Origin of the sequence: Citrobacter sp. JGM124, assembly GCF_018257795.1 — a bacterium.
Taxonomy (GTDB): Bacteria; Pseudomonadota; Gammaproteobacteria; order Enterobacterales; family Enterobacteriaceae; genus JGM124.
On record NZ_JAERJD010000006.1, the window covers coordinates 140,567 to 162,470 of the forward strand.

Annotated in this window: 18 protein-coding genes; 5 read left to right on the top strand and 13 right to left on the bottom strand. The window is 48.1% G+C overall.

Annotated elements, in window-relative coordinates:
• Nucleotides 1–174 precede the first annotated feature (174 nt).
• The 3 genes from JK154_RS10015 to JK154_RS10025 form a co-directional block, all read right to left on the bottom strand.
• Entirely contained in the window at nucleotides 175–1,947 is a 1,773-nt protein-coding gene (locus JK154_RS10015; protein ID WP_211992537.1) for a SmdB family multidrug efflux ABC transporter permease/ATP-binding protein, read from the bottom strand.
• Nucleotides 1,940–3,718 carry a SmdA family multidrug ABC transporter permease/ATP-binding protein gene (locus JK154_RS10020; protein ID WP_211992402.1) on the bottom strand — a complete coding sequence of 593 codons (1,779 nt, stop codon included), beginning with the start codon at nucleotides 3,716–3,718 and terminating at the stop codon, nucleotides 1,940–1,942. The genes JK154_RS10015 and JK154_RS10020 overlap by 8 nt, the downstream gene beginning before the upstream one ends.
• Nucleotides 3,719–3,798: 80 nt before the next feature.
• Nucleotides 3,799–4,257, bottom strand: a complete 459-nt coding sequence (locus JK154_RS10025; protein WP_211992403.1) for an Lrp/AsnC family transcriptional regulator — start codon at nucleotides 4,255–4,257, stop codon at nucleotides 3,799–3,801.
• Between the two features lie 115 nt (nucleotides 4,258–4,372).
• On the opposite strand from JK154_RS10025, the gene JK154_RS10030 reads away from it, so the two are divergent.
• Nucleotides 4,373–5,419, top strand: coding sequence for a PLP-dependent cysteine synthase family protein (locus JK154_RS10030; protein ID WP_211992404.1), 1,047 nt, complete (start codon nucleotides 4,373–4,375; stop codon nucleotides 5,417–5,419).
• A gap of 174 nt (nucleotides 5,420–5,593) precedes the next feature.
• On the opposite strand, the gene cof is transcribed toward JK154_RS10030, so the two are convergent.
• A complete protein-coding gene (gene cof / locus JK154_RS10035; protein WP_211992405.1) occupies nucleotides 5,594–6,415 on the bottom strand; it encodes an HMP-PP phosphatase in 822 nt (273 codons plus the stop codon).
• Between the two features lie 92 nt (nucleotides 6,416–6,507).
• On the opposite strand from cof, the gene JK154_RS10040 reads away from it, so the two are divergent.
• Both JK154_RS10040 and queC read left to right on the top strand, forming a co-directional pair.
• On the top strand, nucleotides 6,508–8,211 hold the full coding sequence (locus JK154_RS10040) for an SgrR family transcriptional regulator (protein ID WP_211992406.1): 1,704 nt from the start codon (nucleotides 6,508–6,510) through the stop codon (nucleotides 8,209–8,211).
• Nucleotides 8,212–8,287: 76 nt separating this feature from the next.
• On the top strand, nucleotides 8,288–8,983 hold the full coding sequence (gene queC, locus JK154_RS10045; protein WP_211992407.1) for a 7-cyano-7-deazaguanine synthase QueC: 696 nt from the start codon (nucleotides 8,288–8,290) through the stop codon (nucleotides 8,981–8,983).
• 133 nt (nucleotides 8,984–9,116) lie between these two features.
• Here the strand turns inward: queC and JK154_RS10050 are convergent, their stop codons facing one another.
• The 9 genes from JK154_RS10050 to JK154_RS10090 all read right to left on the bottom strand — a co-directional run bounded on the left by JK154_RS10050 (nucleotide 9,117) and on the right by JK154_RS10090 (nucleotide 19,380).
• Nucleotides 9,117–9,476: a helix-hairpin-helix domain-containing protein gene (locus JK154_RS10050; protein ID WP_211992408.1), complete on the bottom strand. Its 360-nt coding sequence runs from the start codon at nucleotides 9,474–9,476 to the stop codon at nucleotides 9,117–9,119.
• A gap of 151 nt (nucleotides 9,477–9,627) precedes the next feature.
• Entirely contained in the window at nucleotides 9,628–11,499 is a 1,872-nt protein-coding gene (gene ppiD, locus JK154_RS10055; RefSeq protein WP_211992409.1) for a peptidylprolyl isomerase, read from the bottom strand.
• A 355-nt stretch (nucleotides 11,500–11,854) separates the two neighbouring features.
• Nucleotides 11,855–12,127: a nucleoid-associated protein HU-beta gene (gene hupB / locus JK154_RS10060; RefSeq protein ID WP_211992410.1), complete on the bottom strand. Its 273-nt coding sequence runs from the start codon at nucleotides 12,125–12,127 to the stop codon at nucleotides 11,855–11,857.
• Nucleotides 12,128–12,327: 200 nt separating this feature from the next.
• Complete coding sequence (gene lon / locus JK154_RS10065) at nucleotides 12,328–14,682, bottom strand: endopeptidase La (RefSeq protein WP_211992411.1); 2,355 nt, start codon at nucleotides 14,680–14,682, stop codon at nucleotides 12,328–12,330.
• Between the two features lie 181 nt (nucleotides 14,683–14,863).
• Nucleotides 14,864–16,138, bottom strand: a complete 1,275-nt coding sequence (clpX, locus tag JK154_RS10070) for an ATP-dependent protease ATP-binding subunit ClpX (protein ID WP_211992412.1) — start codon at nucleotides 16,136–16,138, stop codon at nucleotides 14,864–14,866.
• Nucleotides 16,139–16,269: 131 nt separating this feature from the next.
• Nucleotides 16,270–16,893, bottom strand: coding sequence for an ATP-dependent Clp endopeptidase proteolytic subunit ClpP (gene clpP / locus JK154_RS10075; RefSeq protein ID WP_211992413.1), 624 nt, complete (start codon nucleotides 16,891–16,893; stop codon nucleotides 16,270–16,272).
• Nucleotides 16,894–17,194: 301 nt separating this feature from the next.
• Nucleotides 17,195–18,496, bottom strand: a complete 1,302-nt coding sequence (gene tig, locus JK154_RS10080) for a trigger factor (protein ID WP_211992414.1) — start codon at nucleotides 18,494–18,496, stop codon at nucleotides 17,195–17,197.
• A 358-nt stretch (nucleotides 18,497–18,854) separates the two neighbouring features.
• Nucleotides 18,855–19,172 carry a transcriptional regulator BolA gene (gene bolA / locus JK154_RS10085; protein WP_211992415.1) on the bottom strand — a complete coding sequence of 106 codons (318 nt, stop codon included), beginning with the start codon at nucleotides 19,170–19,172 and terminating at the stop codon, nucleotides 18,855–18,857.
• A gap of 64 nt (nucleotides 19,173–19,236) precedes the next feature.
• Nucleotides 19,237–19,380 (bottom strand): hypothetical protein, encoded by a 144-nt coding sequence (locus tag JK154_RS10090; protein ID WP_211992416.1) that lies wholly within the window; start codon nucleotides 19,378–19,380, stop codon nucleotides 19,237–19,239.
• 82 nt (nucleotides 19,381–19,462) lie between these two features.
• Here JK154_RS10090 and JK154_RS10095 point away from each other — a divergent pair, with 82 nt between their 5' ends.
• Both JK154_RS10095 and ampG read left to right on the top strand, forming a co-directional pair.
• Nucleotides 19,463–20,041 (top strand): lipoprotein, encoded by a 579-nt coding sequence (locus JK154_RS10095; RefSeq protein WP_211992417.1) that lies wholly within the window; start codon nucleotides 19,463–19,465, stop codon nucleotides 20,039–20,041.
• 171 nt (nucleotides 20,042–20,212) lie between these two features.
• Nucleotides 20,213–21,697, top strand: coding sequence for a muropeptide MFS transporter AmpG (gene ampG / locus JK154_RS10100; protein WP_211992418.1), 1,485 nt, complete (start codon nucleotides 20,213–20,215; stop codon nucleotides 21,695–21,697).
• Nucleotides 21,698–21,904: the final 207 nt, after the last annotated feature.

Here is a 21,904-nt window from a genome sequence, read left to right on the forward strand (position 1 = left end):
AAGTCCCGTGCCAATAATTCAGCGAACGTTTTTTAGTGGTGTGAGAGGGAAGATTGAAGCCTCAGAGGTGGGTCTTAAGTAGATTGTTATATTTGAGGCAAAAATAATGCACCATTGCGGTGCAATGATGCATTTGGAGGTGACAAGTCCGGTGCAGGGGAACCAACATTAAGCTTAAATAGTCGCGCCCTCTTCCTGAGCTGTTGCCACTAATGCTTCCCCCGCCAGCTGCAGCTGGTACATCTGCCAGTAACGTCCCTGTTGAGCCAGCAATTCTTTATGTGTGCCACGCTCTACCGCCTGACCGCGGTGCAGCACCAAAATGGTATCTGCGTCGGTGATCGTGGACAAACGATGGGCAATGACAATCAAGGTCGTCTGTTTGCGCACAATACTCAATGCTTGCTGAATCGCCTGCTCCGTTCCAGAGTCAATATTGGCGGTTGCTTCATCCAGAATGAGAATTTTTGGTACATCTACCAGTACCCGTGCCAGTGCCAGTAACTGTTTCTGCCCCACAGAGAGATTATTCCCCTGCTCGCCTAACGGGGTATGAATACCCTGAGGCAGAGCACGGGCATAGTCTGCCATTTTAACGGTTTCCAGTGCCTGCCAGACCTGACTTTCACTAATATCTCGCCCTAACGTGACGTTAATAAAGAAGGAGTCTGCTGTGACGACCGGGTCTTGTTGCACCATCGCGATACCATGACGCAGTGACGCATGGCTTAATGTGCTCAGTTCTCTTCCATCAAGTCGAATCTCTCCGGCGGTTAATGGGTAATAACCCATCAGTAAATTCGCAAGCGTACTTTTCCCACTTCCTGTGTGCCCGACTAAGGCAATAAAACTACGGGCAGGGATCTCAATATTAATATTCTCCAGCACCAGATTATTATCCCGGTAAGCGAAAGAGAGGTTCTCTACTGTGATCTCACCGCTCGCCAGGGGACGATTATCATGGCCATACTGCTGACGTTTGCCGTCCATTAACTCAAATACCCGTTCCCCCGCGACCACCGCCTGTTGCAGCATCGACTGCTGGGTTGTCAGTTCAATCAGTGGTTCATTTAAACGGCTAAGGTAGTTAATAAATGCATACAGTACCCCGACTTCGATAACCCCTGGCTGGCTAAAGCCAAACAGCAGTAACAGACCGCAGAGGATCATCGCAGCAAACAAGCTCAGTAAAGGCCGGAGTAACCAACCATCAAGACGCAACGTTTGCATACGCGCCAGATAGTGTGCACGACTGGACTGCAACATTCGTTCACCAAAACGCGCTTGCTGACGAAATTGCTGAATAATCCCCATTCCATTAATAACTTCATTAAAGCCATTGTTGATATCGGCCAGATAACCACGTACTCGACGCACAATGGGGGTGCTGTAACGCTGATAGATCAACATCACAATAAATACTGCCGGGAACATAATGCTAGCCACCAGGGCCATACGCCAGTCGAGGCTAAACATTGCTACCAACATGGCCCCTATAAGTGCAGCACTGCGTAGCACTGTGGCGACCACCGTCACATACAGATCCCGTATGACTTCAGTATCATTAGTAATACGGGAAATAATTTGTCCCACAGGCTGGGTATCAAAGGCACTTAATGGCTGGCGCAATGCCGCATCCATGACATCACTGCGCAACTGTTGCACCACGCCCACTGCCGCGGAGTTAAACAACAATGCCTGATAGTAATTTAACAAAGCAGCCATAATGACTAACAGTAAATAGGCCGTCGCCAGCCCTGTTACCAACCCCAGAGGCAGGCGATTATGCGCCACTAAATTATCAATAAAATAACTCACCAGTACCGGGCCCATAACTTCTGCCGCGGCGGCAATCCACATGATGACCATGGCACCTGATAATGGCTTACGCCAAGGTAAACCATAAGCCAGCAGCCGCTTAATCGTCGGCCATTGTTGTTTACGCATTGCTACCTTCCGGGCTGTTTTCGGGCGCCTGATAGTCATCCAGTGCTGCCTCCAGTTGCTGATAACGGTACATATCCCGATACCAGCCCTTTTCATCAGTCAGCTGTTCATGGTTTCCACGCTGACTAATACTCCCATGGTGCAACACCAAAATTTCACTGGCTTCAGTCAATGCCGAGAGACGATGGGCGCTAATAATGACCGTTCGCCGCTCCCCCCACTCACGTAAATTAGCAAGGATTTGGTGTTCTGTGCGGCCATCCACAGCCGACAGGGCATCATCAAGTATCAATATTTCGGCATCCAGCAATAATGCCCGAGCAATAGAAATACGCTGTTTCTGGCCACCGGACAGCATCACACCACGTTCGCCCACTTCGGTGTTATACCCTTGTGGTAAACGTAGAATGTCATCGTGGACGCAAGCCAGGCTGGCTGCGGTTTCTATCTCCTGCTGTGTTGCTCCGGGGCATCCCAGTGCAATGTTATTGGCAACACTATCGGAAAACAGGAATGGAGTCTGATTGACCACCGCCAGTCGGCTACGCCAGCTGTCCAGACGGAGCTGCACCAGGGGAATATCATGATAGCGGATCTCGCCATCATCAATGTCGAAATGACGCTGAATCAGTGCCAATAACGTACTTTTACCACTCCCCGTTGCCCCACACAGTCCCAGCATTTGCCCAGGTTTCAAAACAAACGAAACCTGCGTCAGTACTGGCTGATCCGTTTGCGGGTAGCAAAAGCGATTAACAGTAACATCGAGATCCCCGCGACCAGGGGGAACAGGCAGAGTACCATCCACCACTTGGGGCTTTTCGTCCAGCAGTGAACGAATACGGCTATAGGCTGCACTGCCACGCTCAACAATATTAAACATCCAGGCCAGTGCCAGCATCGGCCAAATCATTAATCCCAGGTACATCATAAAACTGGTTAGCTGCCCAAGGGTTAACTTGCCTTCAACGACCATCCAGCTACCGCCAGCGATGGCCAGGAAGTTAGCAACACCAATAGCGACATAAATTGTGGGATTAAACCGTGCATCGACGCGTGCGACACGCATATTTTTGGCACCAGCATCTTGTGCCTCTTCAGAAAACAGTGATGACTGGCGGTCTTCAAGCCCAAAGGCTTTGATCATGCGAATACTCGTCATGCTCTCTTGTGTACGGTTATTCAGCACGGAAAAAGCGGCCTGGGCGACTTTAAAACGTTCATGCAAGCGTGCGCCATCGCGTTTAATCACCAGGGCCATAACCGGCATAGGTAAGAGTGCCAGCAGGGTCAGAGGGAAGCTTATCTGGGTCGACATCACGATTAACACCGCAAGCCCCATAACTAATGAGTCCACCAGTGTTAATACGCCCTCTCCTGCGGCAAACACCACCCGATCAACATCGTTGGTAGCCCGGGCGATTAAGTCCCCGGTGCGATAACGCTGGTAAAATTCCGGGTGATGGCGGCTCAATTTATGGTAATAGTCTTCACGTAATTCAACCGCCAGTTTATAAGACGCGCCAAACAGCAGTACCCGCCATACATAACGCAACAGGTAAACAGTGACCGCAATAGCGAGTATGCTACCAATCCATAACAAGATTTCAGACGCACTCAGGGTACGCTGATTTACGCCGTCAATAATTCGCCCCACTAATTTCGGGGGGAACAACTGTAATACTGCAATAATAATCAACAACAGTACCGCACCGAGATAGCGTCGCCACTCCCGGGTAAAGTACCAGCTTAACTGAGCAAATAATCGCACGAAATTTACATCCTGAATGGCAGTCTGCCGTACCCTGGCATCAATTGAATATCGACAGGTCCCCGTCTACGTTGGGAACATTATACAAGAGGTAACGCTGTGGTGTATTTTATCTGTTCCATGGCAAAACTCGACGTCACATCACTTAAACCCGGTATGCCATTCACTAATTTTTTGTAAAACAGATCATAACGTTTCATGTCTGCGACTTGAACCTGGATCAGGTAGTCATACTCTCCGGCCATGCGCCAGAACCCTAATACTTCAGGCATCATTTCAACCAATGAAACAAACTGGCTATACCACTCCCGGCTATGTTGCTGAGTTTTGAGCAGCACAAAAGCCGTTAATGCCAGGCCAAGTTTTTCTGGGTTCAGCAACGCTACTTTACCACGAATAAAACCCTCTTCTTCCAGGCGTTTTAAGCGTTTCCAGCATGGTGTGGTGGTCAGATTAACGGCATCGGCCAATGTCTGCAAAGAGAGTGTGCAGTCATCTTGCAGCAACGCCAATAGATGACGGTCTATTTTATCTACCATACTCACCTCAGAGAGAATATTTTTCTATTATAGAATAAATTAATAGGAAATTTAGCAAGTTTTTTATCTTAATCTTGCGTTAATCTACGCACAAATTGATAAACGAGAATTTGCCATGACTAAGGCCTGGGTTAACAACGCCATCAGTGAAATTAATGCTGACTATCAACGTTCAGCGGATACCCATTTAATTCGGCTGACCTTACCTGCTTTTCCGGGGGTCCAGATCTATCTGAAAGATGAAAGCACCCATCCAACAGGCAGTCTGAAACACCGTCTGGCTCGCTCACTGTTCCTCTACGGGTTATGTAATGGCTGGATAAAAGAGGGAACCACGATTATTGAGGCATCTTCAGGATCGACGGCCGTATCAGAAGCCTACTTTGCACGTCTACTGGGGCTGCCATTTATTGCTGTAATGCCCGCGTGTACAGCAAAGCGTAAAATTGAACAGATAACCTTCTACGGCGGTCGCTGCCATTTTGTCGACCAGGCTTGCGAAATTTATGCCGCTTCTGAAAAACTAGCCCATGAACTGAATGGCCACTATATGGATCAGTTTACCTATGCGGAGCGGGCAACTGACTGGCGTGGTAACAATAATATTGCCGACAGTATTTACCGCCAGATGACCCATGAACCCCATCCGATCCCAGACTATATTGTGATGAGTGCCGGGACTAGCGGGAGTTCAGCCACACTAGGACGTTATATTCGTTACCAGGGCCATAAAACTAAATTAGTGGTTGTTGACCCAGAAAACTCCGTATTTATAGATTACTGGCAACAGCGAGACTGTGGGCTAACCAGCCCCGTGGGGAGCAGAATTGAAGGTATTGGTCGCCCACGCTGTGAGCCCTCTTTCATTCCTGATGTCATTGACGACATGATGCGTGTCCCGGACGGGGCAAGTGTTGCCACAATGCTATGGCTGGAAAAATTACTGGGCCGTAAAGTTGGCGCTTCTACCGGGACCAACATGTGGGGTGTCCTTCAACTGGCTGAAAAAATGCATCGTGAAGGGCAACATGGCTCGATTGTCACCCTGCTGTGCGACAGTGGCGAACGCTATCTGGAGACATACTATAACCCCCGGTGGGTTGAAGAAAACATCGGTAGCCTGCACCCCTGGCTGGATAAGCTTGACACCGTTTGCCAATAACCAGGGGAGCGTATTTCCCCCACTCCAGGCGGCGGTGTATTCCTGTCGCCCGGAGTGGGATGAACAATAAAAAAACCGTGAAAATCAATAAAGTGAATTTCAACTGCTAACAATAAAGCAGGGGCAACGCATTAACGCCCTGCTTTATCCGCAGCCAAGTGCCGGGAACACTCATCATTCGGGGGAATAAGTGAGCGGTGATGCTTCCAGCCAAGCGGTTAAATACTGTGCAACTGCCTGTTCAGCACAATGGCCGATGACTGGCAGATGGGATAGCTCGTTTTTCAGTTGTGGCATGGCATTTCCCATAACCAGGCCATACCCTACAGATGAGAGCATTTCCCGATCATTCATGGCATCGCCAAAGGCCATGCACTCCTGCAGTGCGATACCAAGATGGTGACTGAGCATCCCCAGGGCAGCACCTTTATTGGCTCCAGGGGGTAAAACTTCCAGGCAATCCATTGCTGAGAAACAGAGTGCCGCACGGTCACCCAGTGCCATTTGCAGCTGGTCGCGCAGACGAAGCAAGCTGTCATGATCTGCCAGGAAAGTGACCTTTGTCACGTCCTGACAGTAAGTATCATATAAATCAATGTGCTGAGGTTTGAATCCACTGAAAACATGGGCGGCGAGTAGCTCTGGTGTTGCTTTTTCAGTAAACCAGCCCTGGTCATTGAAGACATGCATACTGGCGGATGTACTCCATTGCTGTTTAAGCACACACTCTGCCACCTCCGTCGGAAGATCGCTACGATGCATCAGTACCCCCTCCCGGCTATGTATCCGTGTTCCATTACCGGTAATCAGATAAGCATCCAGTTCAATAGCGCTCAGAATATGCCGCATTTCGAGCTGATGACGCCCAGTAGCAAAAACAAGCTGGATCTGACGTTCATCACGCAGACGTACCAGCGTGTTCAGTGTCTCCACGCCAAGGCGGTGATCAGGCATCAGTAATGTGCCATCCATATCAAATGCAGCCAGACGAACCATATTGACTCCAGAGTAAAAAGGTTGCGCGAAAAGTATCCCCTGGTATATACGGAACTAATAGTGAATACTTAAAAAAAATGTTCCGGGTTTTTATGCGCCTTCTTAATAAACTCAATCAATTTCAACGTTTGTGGTCCCCCTCTTCTGGTGAGCCACAACAGGTGACCGTGGCAGAATTAGCGGTTCGCTGTTTTTGTAGTGAACGCCATGTCAGGACGCTACTTAACCAGCTGGCCGATACTGGCTGGCTGCAATGGCAGGCTCAGTCAGGAAGGGGAAAGCGTGGGCGATTAACCTTTTTACGTACCCCGGAAAGTGTCAGGGCCGAATTGATGGGACGGGTGCTGGATAAGGGACTGCACCAAAACGCACTGGAGCTGGCGCAGATTGCTCCTGACAAATTACGCCATTTTCTACAGCCCTTCCTCGGAGGACAATGGCAAAATAATGTACCAACACTGCGGATCCCTTATTACCGACCATTAGCGCCTCCTGCTCCCGGCTTTTTATCTGGACGTGCCGAGCAACATCTCAGCCGTCAGATTTTTTCCGGGTTGACGCGCTTCATCGGCAGCGGTTCACACCCCTCACCCGATTTGGCTCATCACTGGCAAACCTCCCCTGATGGTTTGCTGTGGGATTTTTTTATACACCCCACACTGTACTGGCATAACGGTGAACGGCTGGACACAGCACAACTGGAGCTGCAGCTTAACCGGCTGCTACAGCTCCCTGTTTTAAAAGAATTATTAGCCAGTGTCAGCAGCATTGAATGCCCCCATGCTGGGTGCCTGCGCTTCACACTGTCTCAGCCTGATTACTGGCTGGCACACCGCCTTGCCAGCTATTGCTGTAGCATTGCACACCCACTGTATCCAGATGTGGGTTGCGGGCCTTTTCGTATTACCTGCTTTAAAGACAACCTGGTTCGACTGGAGAGTTTTGATTACTACCATTTGCGTCATGCCCTGATTCAGGCTGTTGAGTTATGGATAACACCACAATTTTTTAATGATTCAGCCAGTATCTCCTGTTTACATCCCGTGCAGATAGCCATCAGCCAGCAAGAAAAACACATAAACCTGCGTCCAATAACCAATCAAATTAGTCTGGGCTTTTGTTATCTGGCGATTAAACAGTGCGGAAAACTCACCCCCGCCCAGTCAAGAACACTCATGGAGATGATCAGGAAACCAGAGATAGTATCAACGTTACCTCTCGGTGATACGTTAATCACCCCCAGCACGGGCATACTCCCGGGTTGGGAACGGCCTGAATGGGAATCGCAAGGGACGGCTGAGTTACCAAAAACACTGACCCTGATTTATCACCTGCCGGCAGAGCTTCACGCCATGGCGCAGCAGCTTAAGTGCTGTCTTGCCGCGCAAGGCTGTGAACTTGAAATAATCTTTCATAATGAAAAAAACTGGCATGATTGCCAGATCTTGACCGATGCTGACTTGATTATGGGTGACAGGCTCATTGGCGAGTCACCTGAATACACTCTGGAACAGTGGCTACGTAGCGATCCATTGTGGCCGGCACTCTTTAGTCCCGACGCCTGTTTACGTTTAAAAAATATGCTCGATGAAGCCCAGCGTTCAGACAGTGAAATACAGCGTATTAATCACCTGAAATCCCTTTTCTACCAACTGATGTATGACGCGGTGATAACCCCCCTTTTTAATTATCGCTACCAGATAAGCGCCCCACCAGGCGTTCATGGCGTAACGCTGAACGCCTGGGGCTGGTTTGACTTTGCTGATGTCTGGCTACCTCCGCCAGACAGCCAGTGAAGGGGCTGGTTTACCAACCCCATGGAGGCTACCATACCCTCTTCTTACTTAGTGACTCTGAATGACGGAATAACCCATGAAACGTACCGTAGTCGTATTTAGTGGCGGCCAGGACTCAACCACCTGCCTTATCCAGGCTTTACAACAATATGATGAGGTGCACTGCGTTACCTTTGATTATGGCCAACGACATCGGGCTGAAATTGACGTTGCCAGGAAACTGGCTTTCCAGCTTGGTGCCTGTGCCCACAAGGTACTGGATGCCACCATGCTTAACTCTCTGGCAATAAGCAGCCTGACCCGCGACAGCATCCCGGTTCCTGATTACACGCCTGGAGAACAAGGCATCCCCAATACCTTTGTCCCCGGGCGCAATATTCTGTTCCTGACCCTGGCGGCGATATATGCCTGGCAAGTTGAGGCAGAGTCCGTGATTACCGGGGTGTGTGAAACAGACTTCTCTGGCTACCCTGACTGTCGGGACGAATTTGTCAAAGCCCTGAATCAGGCGATCAATCTGGGCCTGGCTCGGAGTATTCGTTTTGAGACACCGTTAATGTGGCTGGACAAGGCTGAGACTTGGGCACTGGCAGATTACTGGCAACAACTTGAGCTAGTTCGCCACGAAACACTCACCTGCTATAACGGCATTCAGGGGGAGGGTTGTGGGCATTGTGCCGCATGTAACTTACGAGCAAATGGACTCAACCACTACCTGTCAAATAAGAGCACGGTGATGGCATCAATGAAAGAGAAAACGGGTTTACGTTAATTTTTGAGCCTGTCAGGGATACGGTACAAAACCGCAGGATGATTTTTAATACCCCTCTAAACTGACCTTAATCAGTTAAGGTCATACTCGATAAACGAGTATGACCTTTTAGATTAGTAAAAGAGTGAATATTTTACTGTGACCATTTTATACGGCTTCGATTACGTTCCAACAGAGAAGCGCCGATCCCCGGAACATCAAGTAACTGCTCCAGATTTTTAAACGGACCAAATTCCTGCCTGTGGTGCACAATCGCCTGAGCTTTTTTAATTCCCACGCCATTAAGCGCATCAGCCAGCTCCTCTGCTGAGGCTGCATTGATATCCACGCCATAAGCACCTGTCACCTCAGGCTTATCTGCTGCAGGTGAAGCACTTTTTTCCATTTGAGAAGCGGGTTCGGATTTAGGCAATTTTTCTGCGTGAACAACAAAAACACTGAACCAGCTGGCTAAAATAGCGGTATACAGAATTTTTTTTATTGGTGTATTCATGCTGTTTCTCCTTGTGTGTAGACAGCAGAGTCACCCTACAAGTCTTAGAAATGATGAACAAACCTCATCCTTCAAATGTGGAAAAGGCCACGAAAGTGGCCTTTTGTTTTTGCATCACGTTACAACTAAATGCGACAGGATATGTGAATCATTATTGCTGCTCTACTGACTCACCTAACTTGATTTTGGCCTGCTGGCGCAAACTGGACATTAATGCTTCAAATGCTATCTGTGCATTATTCTGGGTAATACCCTGCACCATGGCATTTTTCTGTGCCTCTGGAATGCTGCCCGCTTTCACTGTATCAAGTGCCAGCAGAACCACATTACCATTGGCATCCGTCGCCATACCGTAGCTTGGTTTACCTTCAGCAGGGAGAGGCAAGGCAAAAGCGGCCTGACTGACCGGGCTTTGATCTCCACGCGTTAACGTTTGTACATTTCCAAAGCTCAGATTCGCCGCTTTCAACGCCGCATCACCGTCACCTTTTTTCAGTTCAGTCAGCAGTTTTTCTGCATCCTGTTTCGCTTCACGCTCTGCTTTCTCACGTTTAACTTGCTCAGTCACCTGTTCAGTCACTTCACTCAGTGGCTTGATACTCTGAGGGGTATGACCCGAAATCCGCAGGACAAAGGCACGATCACCGTCAACGGTAATAATGTCTGAGTTACTGCCGGGTGCGCCATTCGTCCCCACCAGACCGCCATTAAAAATAGCATCGGTGACAGGTTTAAAGTTCAGAACGGCTGGCAGGCTATCACGACTAAACCAATCCGTTTCAACAACGTTAATACCGGCAACTTTCTCGGCACTACCAAGAGATTCATTATCATTGCTCGCTGCATCGCTTACTTTTTGTTGCAGTGCATAATAAGCATCCAGCGCTTTTTCCTGCTCAACCTTGGCGGTAATCTCATTACGCACTTCTGACAGCGGCTTCACCTGTGCAGGCTGAACATCATCCAGACGCACAACCAGAAAACCTACTGATGATTTAATCACACCAGAAAGCTGACCTTTTTCTTTCAAACCGGCATTTTTCAGTTCGTCTGGCGTGGTGGAAGGCTCCAGCCAGCCCATATCCCCGCCATTACGTGCTGAGATAATATCGGCAGACTTCTCTTTCGCCAGAGTGGCAAAATCAGCGCCTTTCTTCAGGTCATCCAGCACTGCTTCTGCTTCCGCTTCAGTTTTAGTTTGAATGACACTGTAACGATCACGCTGCGGCTGGGTAAAAACGTCTTTGTGCTGATCGTAATAAGCCTGAATCTCTGCATCACTCGCTGTTTCTTTAAATTTCGCCGCATCCAACAGGATATAGCTCACTTTAAATTGCTCAGGAGTAACATAGTTATTCTTATTACGGGCATAATTGTCGTCGATTTCTTGCTCAGTCGCGGTCTGACTGGCTGACAATGCATCCACATTGATAACCGCTTCTCGTACTAAACGCTGCTGAGAGATAAGCCCAATCAGCTCATCCATTTCACCACTCAGCATAAAGTCAGTGCCCACAATACTGTTGATTAACTGTTCTGTGGTCAGTTGGTTGCGCAGAGCAGCAGCATACTGATCGGGTGTCATGCCCATATTGCGAATAATGGCGTTATAACGGCTGTTATCAAACTTGCCTTCGTTCTGGAAAGCAGGCTGAGTAAAAATTGCGGTTCTGATTTGTTCGTCGCTAATGGTCAGGCCCAGGGTCTTGGCATATTGATCAAGCAGAGCTTCATCAACCAGCTGGTTGAGCACCTGACGGCGCAGCGCCTGCATATAGCCCTCATTAGCCGCCAGTTCAGAGAATTGCTCCCCCATCTGTTGCTGCTGACGATTACGCTCATTAGCTACCGCATTTTCAAACTGACCACGACTAATCTCCTGGCCATTAACTTCTGCGGCATAGTTATTGTTACCGCCAATCACGTAGCTACCGACGCCAGTCAATAAGAATGACACGATAATCAAACCCAAAATAATCTTGAGCACGAGGTGGTTGGCCGCCGCGCGTAAATTGTCCATCATGGTGTAACAACACTCCGCTGTAGTAAGACTTATGAACCTGCGCAGGCGCTAAACTGGCATCACTTCGACGCGAGTTGCCATGATGCTGCGCGCAAGAGCGTATTGTGACAAGAAATACGTTTCAAATCATCAATCGCAAGTAAAAATCCGCTCAAGATAAGAAAAAAGGCACATCATTTGATGTGCCTGAGCAATACCAGAGATATTGTTCCCATTTATTACCTTCATACTCCAGGCCGCGTATTGCCACAACCTGGTGGGTCAAATCACATAGTGTAACTACGATCATCAACGCTCATCTCTTTATCACTTGAGGACACAGAGAGATACTGGGGTTATATACGAGAGGAATAACTCAGTTAACCGCGTCTTTCAGCACCTTGCCCGCACGGAAGCCCGGAACTTTTGCTGCTGCGATGGTAATTTCTTTGCCCGTTTGTGGATTGCGACCAGTGCGAGCTGCACGCTCTTTAACCGCAAAGGTACCAAAACCAACCAGAGCCACATCTTCACCTGCCTGGAGTGACTCCGTCACTGAAGCAATGATAGCATCCAGAGCACGTCCTGCCGCAGCCTTAGAAATATCAGCCCCTGCAGCAATTTGATCGATCAATTGAGATTTATTCACTGTTATCTTCCCCTATTTCTCATTTATATCGCACTGTTCCTTTTGAAGTGCGACCGCGTTGCAGTTATAACACCCATGCCATTGCCTTACAACAAATGGTAAGACCGGGCAACTGTCTAACTTAGCGGCATAAAAAAAAGCTGGCAAGTGACAATCCACTTACCAGCCCCTATTTTATTGACTATTGTTACCGCCAGTCATTATTTTTCGGTCACAACTTGCATACCGTAAGGCGCATTCTGTAAAGCCAGGGTCAGAACTTCCTCAATGCGTTTTACCGGATGAATATCCAGATCAGCAATAACATTAGCCGGAATTTCTTCCAGATCCCGTTTGTTATCATCTGGGATCAGTACGGTTTTAATACCGCCACGGTGAGCCGCTAATAACTTCTCTTTCAAGCCGCCGATAGGCAGAACCTGGCCACGTAAGGTAATCTCCCCTGTCATGGCGACATCGGCGCGTACCGGGTTACCTGTCAGGCATGAAACCAGAGCGGTACACATAGCAATACCCGCACTTGGACCATCTTTCGGAGTCGCCCCTTCAGGTACGTGGACGTGGATGTCGCGTTTTTCGTAGAAGTCACTGTTAATTCCCAGCTTTTCAGCACGAGCACGCACCACAGTCAACGCCGCCTGAATAGACTCCTGCATCACCTCACCCAATGAACCGGTGTAAGTGAGCTTACCTTTACCAGGAACGCAGGCCGTTTCGATAGTTAATAAATCACCACCGACTTCAGTCCATGCCAGCCCGGTGACCTGTCCAACACGATTTTCGCTATCCGCGCGGCCATAATCAAAGCGTTGCACGCCAAGGAAATCCTTCAGGTTGTCACCATTGATTTCGATATGCTTAAGCGTTTTGTCCAGCAGCAGTTGTTTAACCGCTTTGCGGCACAGCTTCGATATTTCACGTTCCAGGCTACGTACGCCCGCTTCACGAGTGTAGTAACGAATAATGCCAGTTAGCGCGCTGTCTTCAACCTTCAGCTCACCTTTTTTCAAGGCATTGCGTTCAATTTGCTTCGGCAGTAAATGCTGCTTCGCAATATTCAGTTTTTCGTCTTCGGTATAGCCAGACAGACGGATCACTTCCATACGATCTAACAATGGCGCAGGAATATTCATTGAGTTAGAGGTGGCAACGAACATCACATCACTCAGGTCATAATCCACTTCCAGATAATGATCGTTGAACGCAACGTTTTGTTCTGGATCAAGCACTTCTAACAGCGCTGATGCCGGATCGCCCCGCATGTCCGAAGACATTTTATCTATCTCATCCAACAGGAAAAGTGGGTTACGCACACCGACTTTTGCCATTTTCTGAATCAGTTTACCCGGCATTGAACCGATATAAGTGCGGCGGTGACCACGAATTTCAGCCTCGTCACGAACGCCACCCAACGCCATACGAACATACTTACGGCCCGTTGCTTTTGCGATAGACTGGCCCAAAGAGGTTTTACCCACCCCAGGAGGCCCGACCAGACATAAGATGGGGCCTTTAAGTTTGTTCACACGACTTTGAACCGCGAGGTATTCCAGAATACGGTCTTTGACACGCTCAAGACCGTAATGGTCGGTATCAAGGACTTCCTGAGCCTGGCGTAAGTCTTTTTTCACTTTACTACGCGCGTTCCATGGAACCTGAACCATCCAGTCAATATAACCGCGAACGACAGTGGCTTCCGCAGACATCGGCGACATCATTTTCAGTTTCTGCAGTTCAGCTTCAGTTTTTTCACGCGCTTCTTTCGGCATTTTTGCCGCATCGATTTTGCGTTTTAATGCTTCGTTTTCGTCCGGAGCATCGTCCATTTCGCCAAGTTCTTTCTGAATAGCTTTCATTTGCTCATTCAGATAGTACTCACGCTGGCTCTTTTCCATCTGTTTTTTGACGCGATTACGGATCCGTTTCTCAACCTGTAACAGATCGATTTCAGACTCCATCATCGCCATTAAATATTCCAGCCGCTCATTGATATCGGACATTTCCAGTACTGACTGTTTATCCGAAAGTTTCAACGGCATATGCGCTGCAATAGTATCAGCCAGACGTTCTGGATCATCGATGCTATTCAACGATGTCAGAACTTCCGGTGGAATTTTTTTATTCAGTTTGATATAGCCTTCAAACTGATTAATAGCGGTACGAACCAGCACTTCCTGCTCACGCTCTTCAATAACTGGCGAGTTCAGATACTCAGCCTGAGCAGAAAAATGCTCACCGTTGTCAGAAAGCGCCGTAATGCGGGCACGCTGCAGACCTTCCACCAATACTTTTACCGTACCATCTGGCAATTTAAGCATTTGTAGAATAGAAGCTACGGTTCCCACCGAGAACAAATCATTAACGCCAGGCTCATCCGTAGAAGCCTCTTTTTGCGCAACCAGCATGATTTTTTTATCATGGTCCATTGCTGATTCCAGGCAGCGAATTGATTTTTCACGCCCAACAAACAGTGGGATAACCATGTGCGGATAAACCACCACATCGCGCAACGGCAATACGGGGATATCAATGCGTTCAGAACGCTCAGGATTCATAGAGCTCTCTCTTAGTTTAATGTCCGCCAGGTAATGAGGTGGTAATGTGCGTTCGCGTCCCACCAATTAAGTACATCAGTATATGGGGATGATTCTTGCACATTCAACGGTAGGGATGAAGGAAAACTAAGTGGGGGAGGCTATCCCCCACTTATTGTTAAATGACTGGCGGTTTTATGAATTATTCACCAGAAGCTTGTTGCGTTTCAGGCTTGCTGTAAATCAGTAGCGGCTTAGACTGACCCGCGATAACAGTTTCATCAACAACCACTTTTTCAACATCTTCCAGGGAAGGCAGATCGTACATGGTGTCCAGTAATGCACCTTCAACGATAGAGCGTAATCCGCGGGCACCGGTTTTACGAATCATCGCTTTTTTCGCAATGGCATCCAGTGCGTCATCACGGAACTCAAGGTCAACACCTTCAAGATTAAACAGCGCCTGATACTGTTTAGTCAGGGCGTTCTTCGGCTCTTTCAGGATCTGAATTAACGCGTCTTCACTCAGTTCACTCAGGGTCGCCACAACGGGCAAACGTCCGATAAACTCAGGAATGAGACCAAATTTAATCAAATCTTCAGGCTCGACCTGCCCCAGTAACTGCCCTTCACTGGCTTTTTCGGATTTTGATTTCACTGTCGCACCGAAACCGATACCTGACCCGGTCTCAATACGATTCGAGATGACTTTATCAAGACCCGCAAAAGCACCACCACAGATAAAGAGGATTTTAGAGGTATCAACCTGTAAAAATTCCTGCTGTGGATGCTTTCTGCCACCTTGTGGAGGCACAGCGGCAACAGTACCTTCGATCAGTTTCAGCAAAGCCTGCTGTACGCCTTCGCCAGAAACATCGCGCGTGATAGATGGGTTGTCTGACTTCCGCGAAATTTTATCAATTTCATCAATGTAGACGATCCCACGCTGTGCCTTCTGCACGTCGTAATCACATTTTTGTAGCAGTTTCTGGATAATATTTTCAACGTCTTCACCTACGTAACCCGCTTCGGTCAGCGTGGTGGCATCAGCCATGGTGAAAGGAACATCCAGAAGACGAGCCAGGGTTTCCGCCAGCAATGTTTTGCCGCTACCCGTTGGTCCGATCAACAGAATATTACTTTTACCTAACTCCACACCCTGCGCATTATCACCATTGCGTAGACGTTTGTAGTGGTTATAAACCGCAACAGCCAGAACTTTTTTAGCCTGTTCCTGACCAATAACGTAGTCATCAAGATGATTACGAATCTCATGCGGCGTAGGCAGGGCGCTGCGTTCGCGATGGGGTGCGACTTCTTTAATTTCTTCGCGGATGATGTCGTTACATAAATCGACACACTCATCGCAGATATACACTGACGGCCCGGCAATCAGCTTACGCACTTCATGCTGGCTTTTGCCGCAAAAAGAGCAGTACAGCAATTTGCCTGAACCGTCTTTGCGTTTATCTGTCATCAGTAAAACCTCTTATCTGTTTCTTTGTGCCACCACCGATAGCACAAGTGCCATTTTTGGGCCCAGCTAATGGGGAGCGTAAAGGCGAGCCATCGTTATCAGAAAGATAACACCGCCAGCTATTTGTGCTATTAAATACGGTGAGTCAGGATTGAGTCAACCAGACCGTATTCAACTGCTTCATCAGCAGACAAGAAACGGTCACGTTCAGTATCTTTCTCGATTTTCTCAATCGGCTGTCCCGTATGTTCAGCCATTAGCTCATTCATACGAGCCTTAATTTTTAAAATCTCACGGGCGTGGATTTCGATATCCGTCGCCTGCCCCTGGTAACCGCCCAGCGGCTGGTGAATCATCACACGTGAATTAGGCAGACAAAAACGCTTGCCTTTCGCACCCGCCGTCAGCAGAAATGCCCCCATAGAAGCGGCCTGCCCCATACAAATGGTACTGACGTCCGGCTTAATAAATTTCATGGTGTCATAAATAGACATCCCGGCCGTAATAACCCCACCTGGTGAGTTAATGTACAGATAAATATCTTTTTCCGGGTTTTCCGCTTCCAGGAACAGCATTTGCGCCACAATCAAGTTAGCCATGTGATCTTCAACCTGGCCGGTCAGAAAAATCACACGTTCCTTAAGCAGACGGGAATAAATATCGTATGAACGCTCACCACGGGATGTTTGCTCAACAACCATCGGCACCAGCGCCATGTGGGGTGCTAATTGATCTTTTTCGCCACTGTATGACATTACCGTCTCCCGGTGTAATTAAACCAACTGTACTGATTCTACTCGAGCCACAGGATAATGACTATGAGTCCTGCGCCACTTTTGGACGGAGCCAGTCAGGGAATGATGAATGAAACGTTACCTTAGTAATGGGGATGCTTCGACCCTATTTCAAGCATAACAATCTTTTGTCGATAAGCTAACCTGATAATCGGTTTTATCTTTCAAATATGCGCACATTATTGATGATAAAAAAGAGCCCGTCACGATAAAGTGACGGGCCCATTAACAGACGGTTAAATGCTATCGTTAAAAACGAGCATTACGCCTGTGGTTGGTTCATCAGCGCATTGAAGTTGGTCGCCACTTCAGACACTTTTGCTTTTTCAAGCAGTGTTTCAACAGCTTGTTCTTCCAAAGCAACATTGCGCATGTTGTCCATCATCTCTTTGTTCTTGCTATAGAACTCGATAACTTCTTTAGGATCTTCGTAAGCAGATGCCATATCTTCGATCATCGCTTTAACACGATCTTCGTCAGCTTTCAGCTCATGGGTACGAATCACTTCGCCCAACAGCAGGCCAACCACAACGCGGCGTTTAGCTTGCTCTTCAAACAACTCACGAGGCAATTCCAGAGCCTGGCTCTCATTACCACCAAAGCGTTGAGCTGCCTGGCGACGCAGAACATCAATTTCCCCGTCAACCAAAGCGGCAGGAACGTCGATGTTGTTTGCATCCACCAGCCCGTCAATAGCCTGGGTCTTAATACGGTTACGTACCGCGCCTTTCAGCTCACGTTCCATATTTTTACGAACTTCGGTACGCAGACCTGCAAGAGAGCCATCTTCAACGCCGAAACGTTTGATAAACTCTTCAGTCAGCTCTGGCAACTCACGCTCTTCAACTTTCTTCAGAACGATATCGAACTTAGCTGCTTTGCCTTTCAGGTTTTCAGCGTGGTAGTCTTCTGGGAAGTTCACTTCTACAACGAACTCTTCGCCAGTTTTGTGACCAACAACACCTTCTTCAAAACCTGGGATCATACGACCCTGGCCCATAGCCAGCACGAAGTCTGTTGCTTTACCGCCTTCAAATACTTCACCGTCAATAGAACCAGTGAAATCGATAGTCACACGATCTTCTGCTGCTGCTGCCGCGTCGGTGTCTTTCCAGGTGGCTTGCTGTTTGCGCAGCGTTTCCAGCATGGTATCAACATCTTCGTCGGTCACTTCTACTACTGGTTTTTCAACCACGATAGATTCCAGACCTTGCAGCTCAACTTCTGGGTAGACTTCAAACTCTACAGAGTAAGTAAAATCTTCACCCAGTTTATATTCGCCAGGAACATACTGAGGTGCGCCGGCTGGATTAATTTTTTCCTGGATGATCGCATCAATAAAGTTACGGCTCATCAGTTCGCCCAACACATCCTGACGCACTGAAGCACCATAACGCTGAGCGACAACGCTCATTGGTACTTTACCTTTGCGGAAGCCGTCAATACGTACTTTTTTTGCCACGTTGACCAGCTCGCTTTTTACAGCGGTTTCGATGCTGTCTGCAGCGATAGTCATCGTGATACGGCGGCCAAGGCCTTGAGTGGTTTCAACTGAAACTTGCATCTTGTTACCTCAAAAAATCACAGTGCTCGGTCAACTCCAAAAGCTTAGATTAGCTTCACAGAACCGGGATGCTCTCTAAATCAGCAGCACATTCCCTGTCTTGTCAGAATCATCCCGAAGACATTCCGAAAAATAAGACGCAGCATTATAGCGGCATCACTGGGGTGAGTCGAGAACAGCAATAACGCACAGCTGTACGTCTTCTTCACATTTTTCCTCTGCGTACGTCGTTTAGTATCCTAATCAGAGGAATTCAGGAAAAATAAAACGGCATTCAGCCCGCCAGGAAAACAGACTAAAATAGAAAACAGTGCAACATAGCGGAAAACCTCTATTAGTTGCAAATGGTTAGCAATATTTAAGCTTGGGTTCCAGCTCCCATACAAGGTGGTGATAAACGCTGTTTATCTTGTAAATCATTCCACTCTTGCGCGGTGTAAGTATGCAACGCCAGGGCATGCACACTCCCAGCCAGTGCTTCGCTTAACACCGAATAAATCTGGCGATGGCGACTAATTAAGCGCGTACCTATAAAGTTTTCACTCACCAGTAACACTTTAAAATGACTTTCTGCGCCTGCGGGCACGTTGTGGCGATGACTCTCGTCAACCACTTCTATATATGACGGGTTAAATGCAGCGATAAGCTGGGCTTCTATCTGCTTGCGCATCGTCATTACTACTCTCCTTAACAACAGGGATGATAACTATTTCCAGAAATACAGACCCCGTTACGAGAATTCACTGAGGTAATGTAAAGCCTTTTGCCTGGTACCCTGCATCCTGGCACAAATTCGTGCCAATGAGCGGGAAAATGTAGGCTAAAATGGCGGTAAAACGTAGCAAACGGTGAAAAAAAAACCAGCCCGGTGAATTTACGGACATAACCTACTTCCCCTGCCCAGCCCCGATGATATGATGGCGGGGTTTTATCGGTCTGCCTATTGAGTATATTGAGAAATCAAACATGTTAAAAAAAATTATCTTCCCACTGGTCGCTCTCTTTATGCTGGCCAGTTGTGCAACACCGCCAAGTACCATTGATGTTGCACCAAGAATAACACTGCCCAATCAGGACCCTGGTTTAATGGGGATTACCGTCAGCATTAATGGGGCTGATCAGCGCAGTAGTCAGGCTCTGGCACAAGTCACCAGGGACAATCAATTGGTTACGCTGACACCATCCCGGGATTTGCGTTTCCTGTTGCAGGAAGTGCTGGAAAAACAGATGACTGCCCGTGGTTACATGATTGGCCCAAACAGCCCTGTTGACCTGCAAATCATTGTCAACAAGCTCTATGCTGACGTATCTCAAGGTAGCTTGCGTTACAATATCGCCACCCGTGCTGATATTGCCATTATCGCAACCGCCAAAAACGGCAGCAAGCTGACCAAAAATTATCGTGCCAGCTATAATGTCGAAGGCGCGTTTCAGGCGTCTAATAATGATATTGCCAATGCGGTAAATTCCGTACTGACAGATACCATTGCGGACATGGCTCAGGATACCAGCATTAACGATTTCATTAAGCAGAATGCTCGTTAATGTTTGCCAGGGTGACCTGTGGATGACAGGTCACCCGCCTCTTGCTGCCTGCAAACACACAGTCAGGCACGTCAATAAACAGAGATACGCACGAAAATCGGCGAATTTCATGGACGTTCCGCCCTGGTAACCGGCTATATCACGGGTATCTAACGCGAGTGTTACTCTATTATGTCTAATGACTACTTAAGTATTTTTCGGCAACCTAAATTACTCCTGCTACTCATTCTTGGTTTCTCTTCGGGTCTGCCTCTCGCGTTAACCTCTGGCACTTTGCAGGCCTGGATGACGGTAGAAAACGTCGATTTAAAAACGATCGGTTTTTTCTCCCTGGTTGGTCAGGCCTATGTCTTTAAGTTTCTTTGGTCCCCGATAATGGATCGCTACACGCCTCCTGTATTGGGTCGGCGGCGTGGCTGGTTATTAATAACCCAGGTCCTGTTATTAGTCGCTATCGCGGGCATGGGATTTCTTAACCCCGCATCCCACTTGCGCTGGATGGCAGCCCTCGCGGTGATCATCGCTTTTTGTTCCGCGTCACAAGATATTGTCTTTGATGCCTGGAAAACCGATGTATTGTCATCCGAAGAGCGCGGTACCGGTGCGGCGGTCAGTGTCCTGGGCTATCGCCTGGCCATGTTAGTTTCTGGTGGGCTGGCGTTATGGCTTGCTGACCGTTATTTGGGCTGGCAAGCCACTTACTGGTTAATGGCTGTGCTGCTTATTCCTTGCATTATCGCCACGTTTATGGCCCCCGAACCGACAAATACCATGCCACTGCCTCGCACTCTTGAACAGGCGGTGGTGGAGCCCCTGCGCGATTTCTTTGGTCGTAATAATGCATGGCTGATTCTGCTGCTTATTGTGCTATATAAGTTGGGAGATGCCTTTGCCATGACACTGACCACCACCTTCCTGATTCGTGGTGTCGGGTTTGATGCCGGTGATGTGGGGATGGTGAATAAGACCCTCGGGCTGTTTGCGACTATTCTTGGCGCACTGTTTGGTGGTGTCCTGATGCAGCGCCTGACGTTATTCAGAGCTCTGCTTATCTTCGGTATCCTCCAGGGGGCCTCCAATGCCGGTTACTGGCTACTGGCAGTCACGGATAAAAATATCCTGAGTATGGGGAGCATTGTATTCTTTGAGAATATTTGTGGCGGAATGGGAACCGCAGCCTTTGTTGCGCTGTTAATGACCCTGTGTAACAAGTCCTTCTCTGCCACCCAGTTCGCTTTACTTTCGGCCTTGTCGGCTATTGGTCGAGTCTATGTGGGGCCCATCGCTGGCTGGTTTGTTGAAGCACATGGCTGGTCCACCTTTTATCTGTTCTCTGTTGTCGTTTCCGTCCCCGGTATTCTATTACTACTGATGTGTAAAACAACACTGGAGTACACCCAGCGTACTGAGCGTTTTATGCCACGTACTCAGTATGCAGGAGCCTATCGTCTGGCGCTTTGGATATTAAGTATCGGCTGTCTGTTACTGGCCGCCTGGCTTGTCACTCTGATTAGTAATGCGCTTGAATACACTCACTGGTCTGTCGGAACGTCATTACTGGAATTAGGCGGATTATTGGCAGTAACGGGTATTATACTCGGAGGTTTACTGGACTTTTTAGCATTACGGAAAATGCCAGAGGCATCCGGTGGGTGACGTGTCGGAGAGAATCACCACATGGTGTTTCTTACAACATTCAAAGGTGGCAGCGAAATATACCCATTATGGGGTATATTTTTCCCCGCGCTCAAACGGGTCAACAAAAACCATGTTCATTAAACAAACAACGAAGAATAAATATTATGCTATCAGTATTATAGGGGAAAATAATAATTGTTATAATTTATGTATTAAATAATTTTT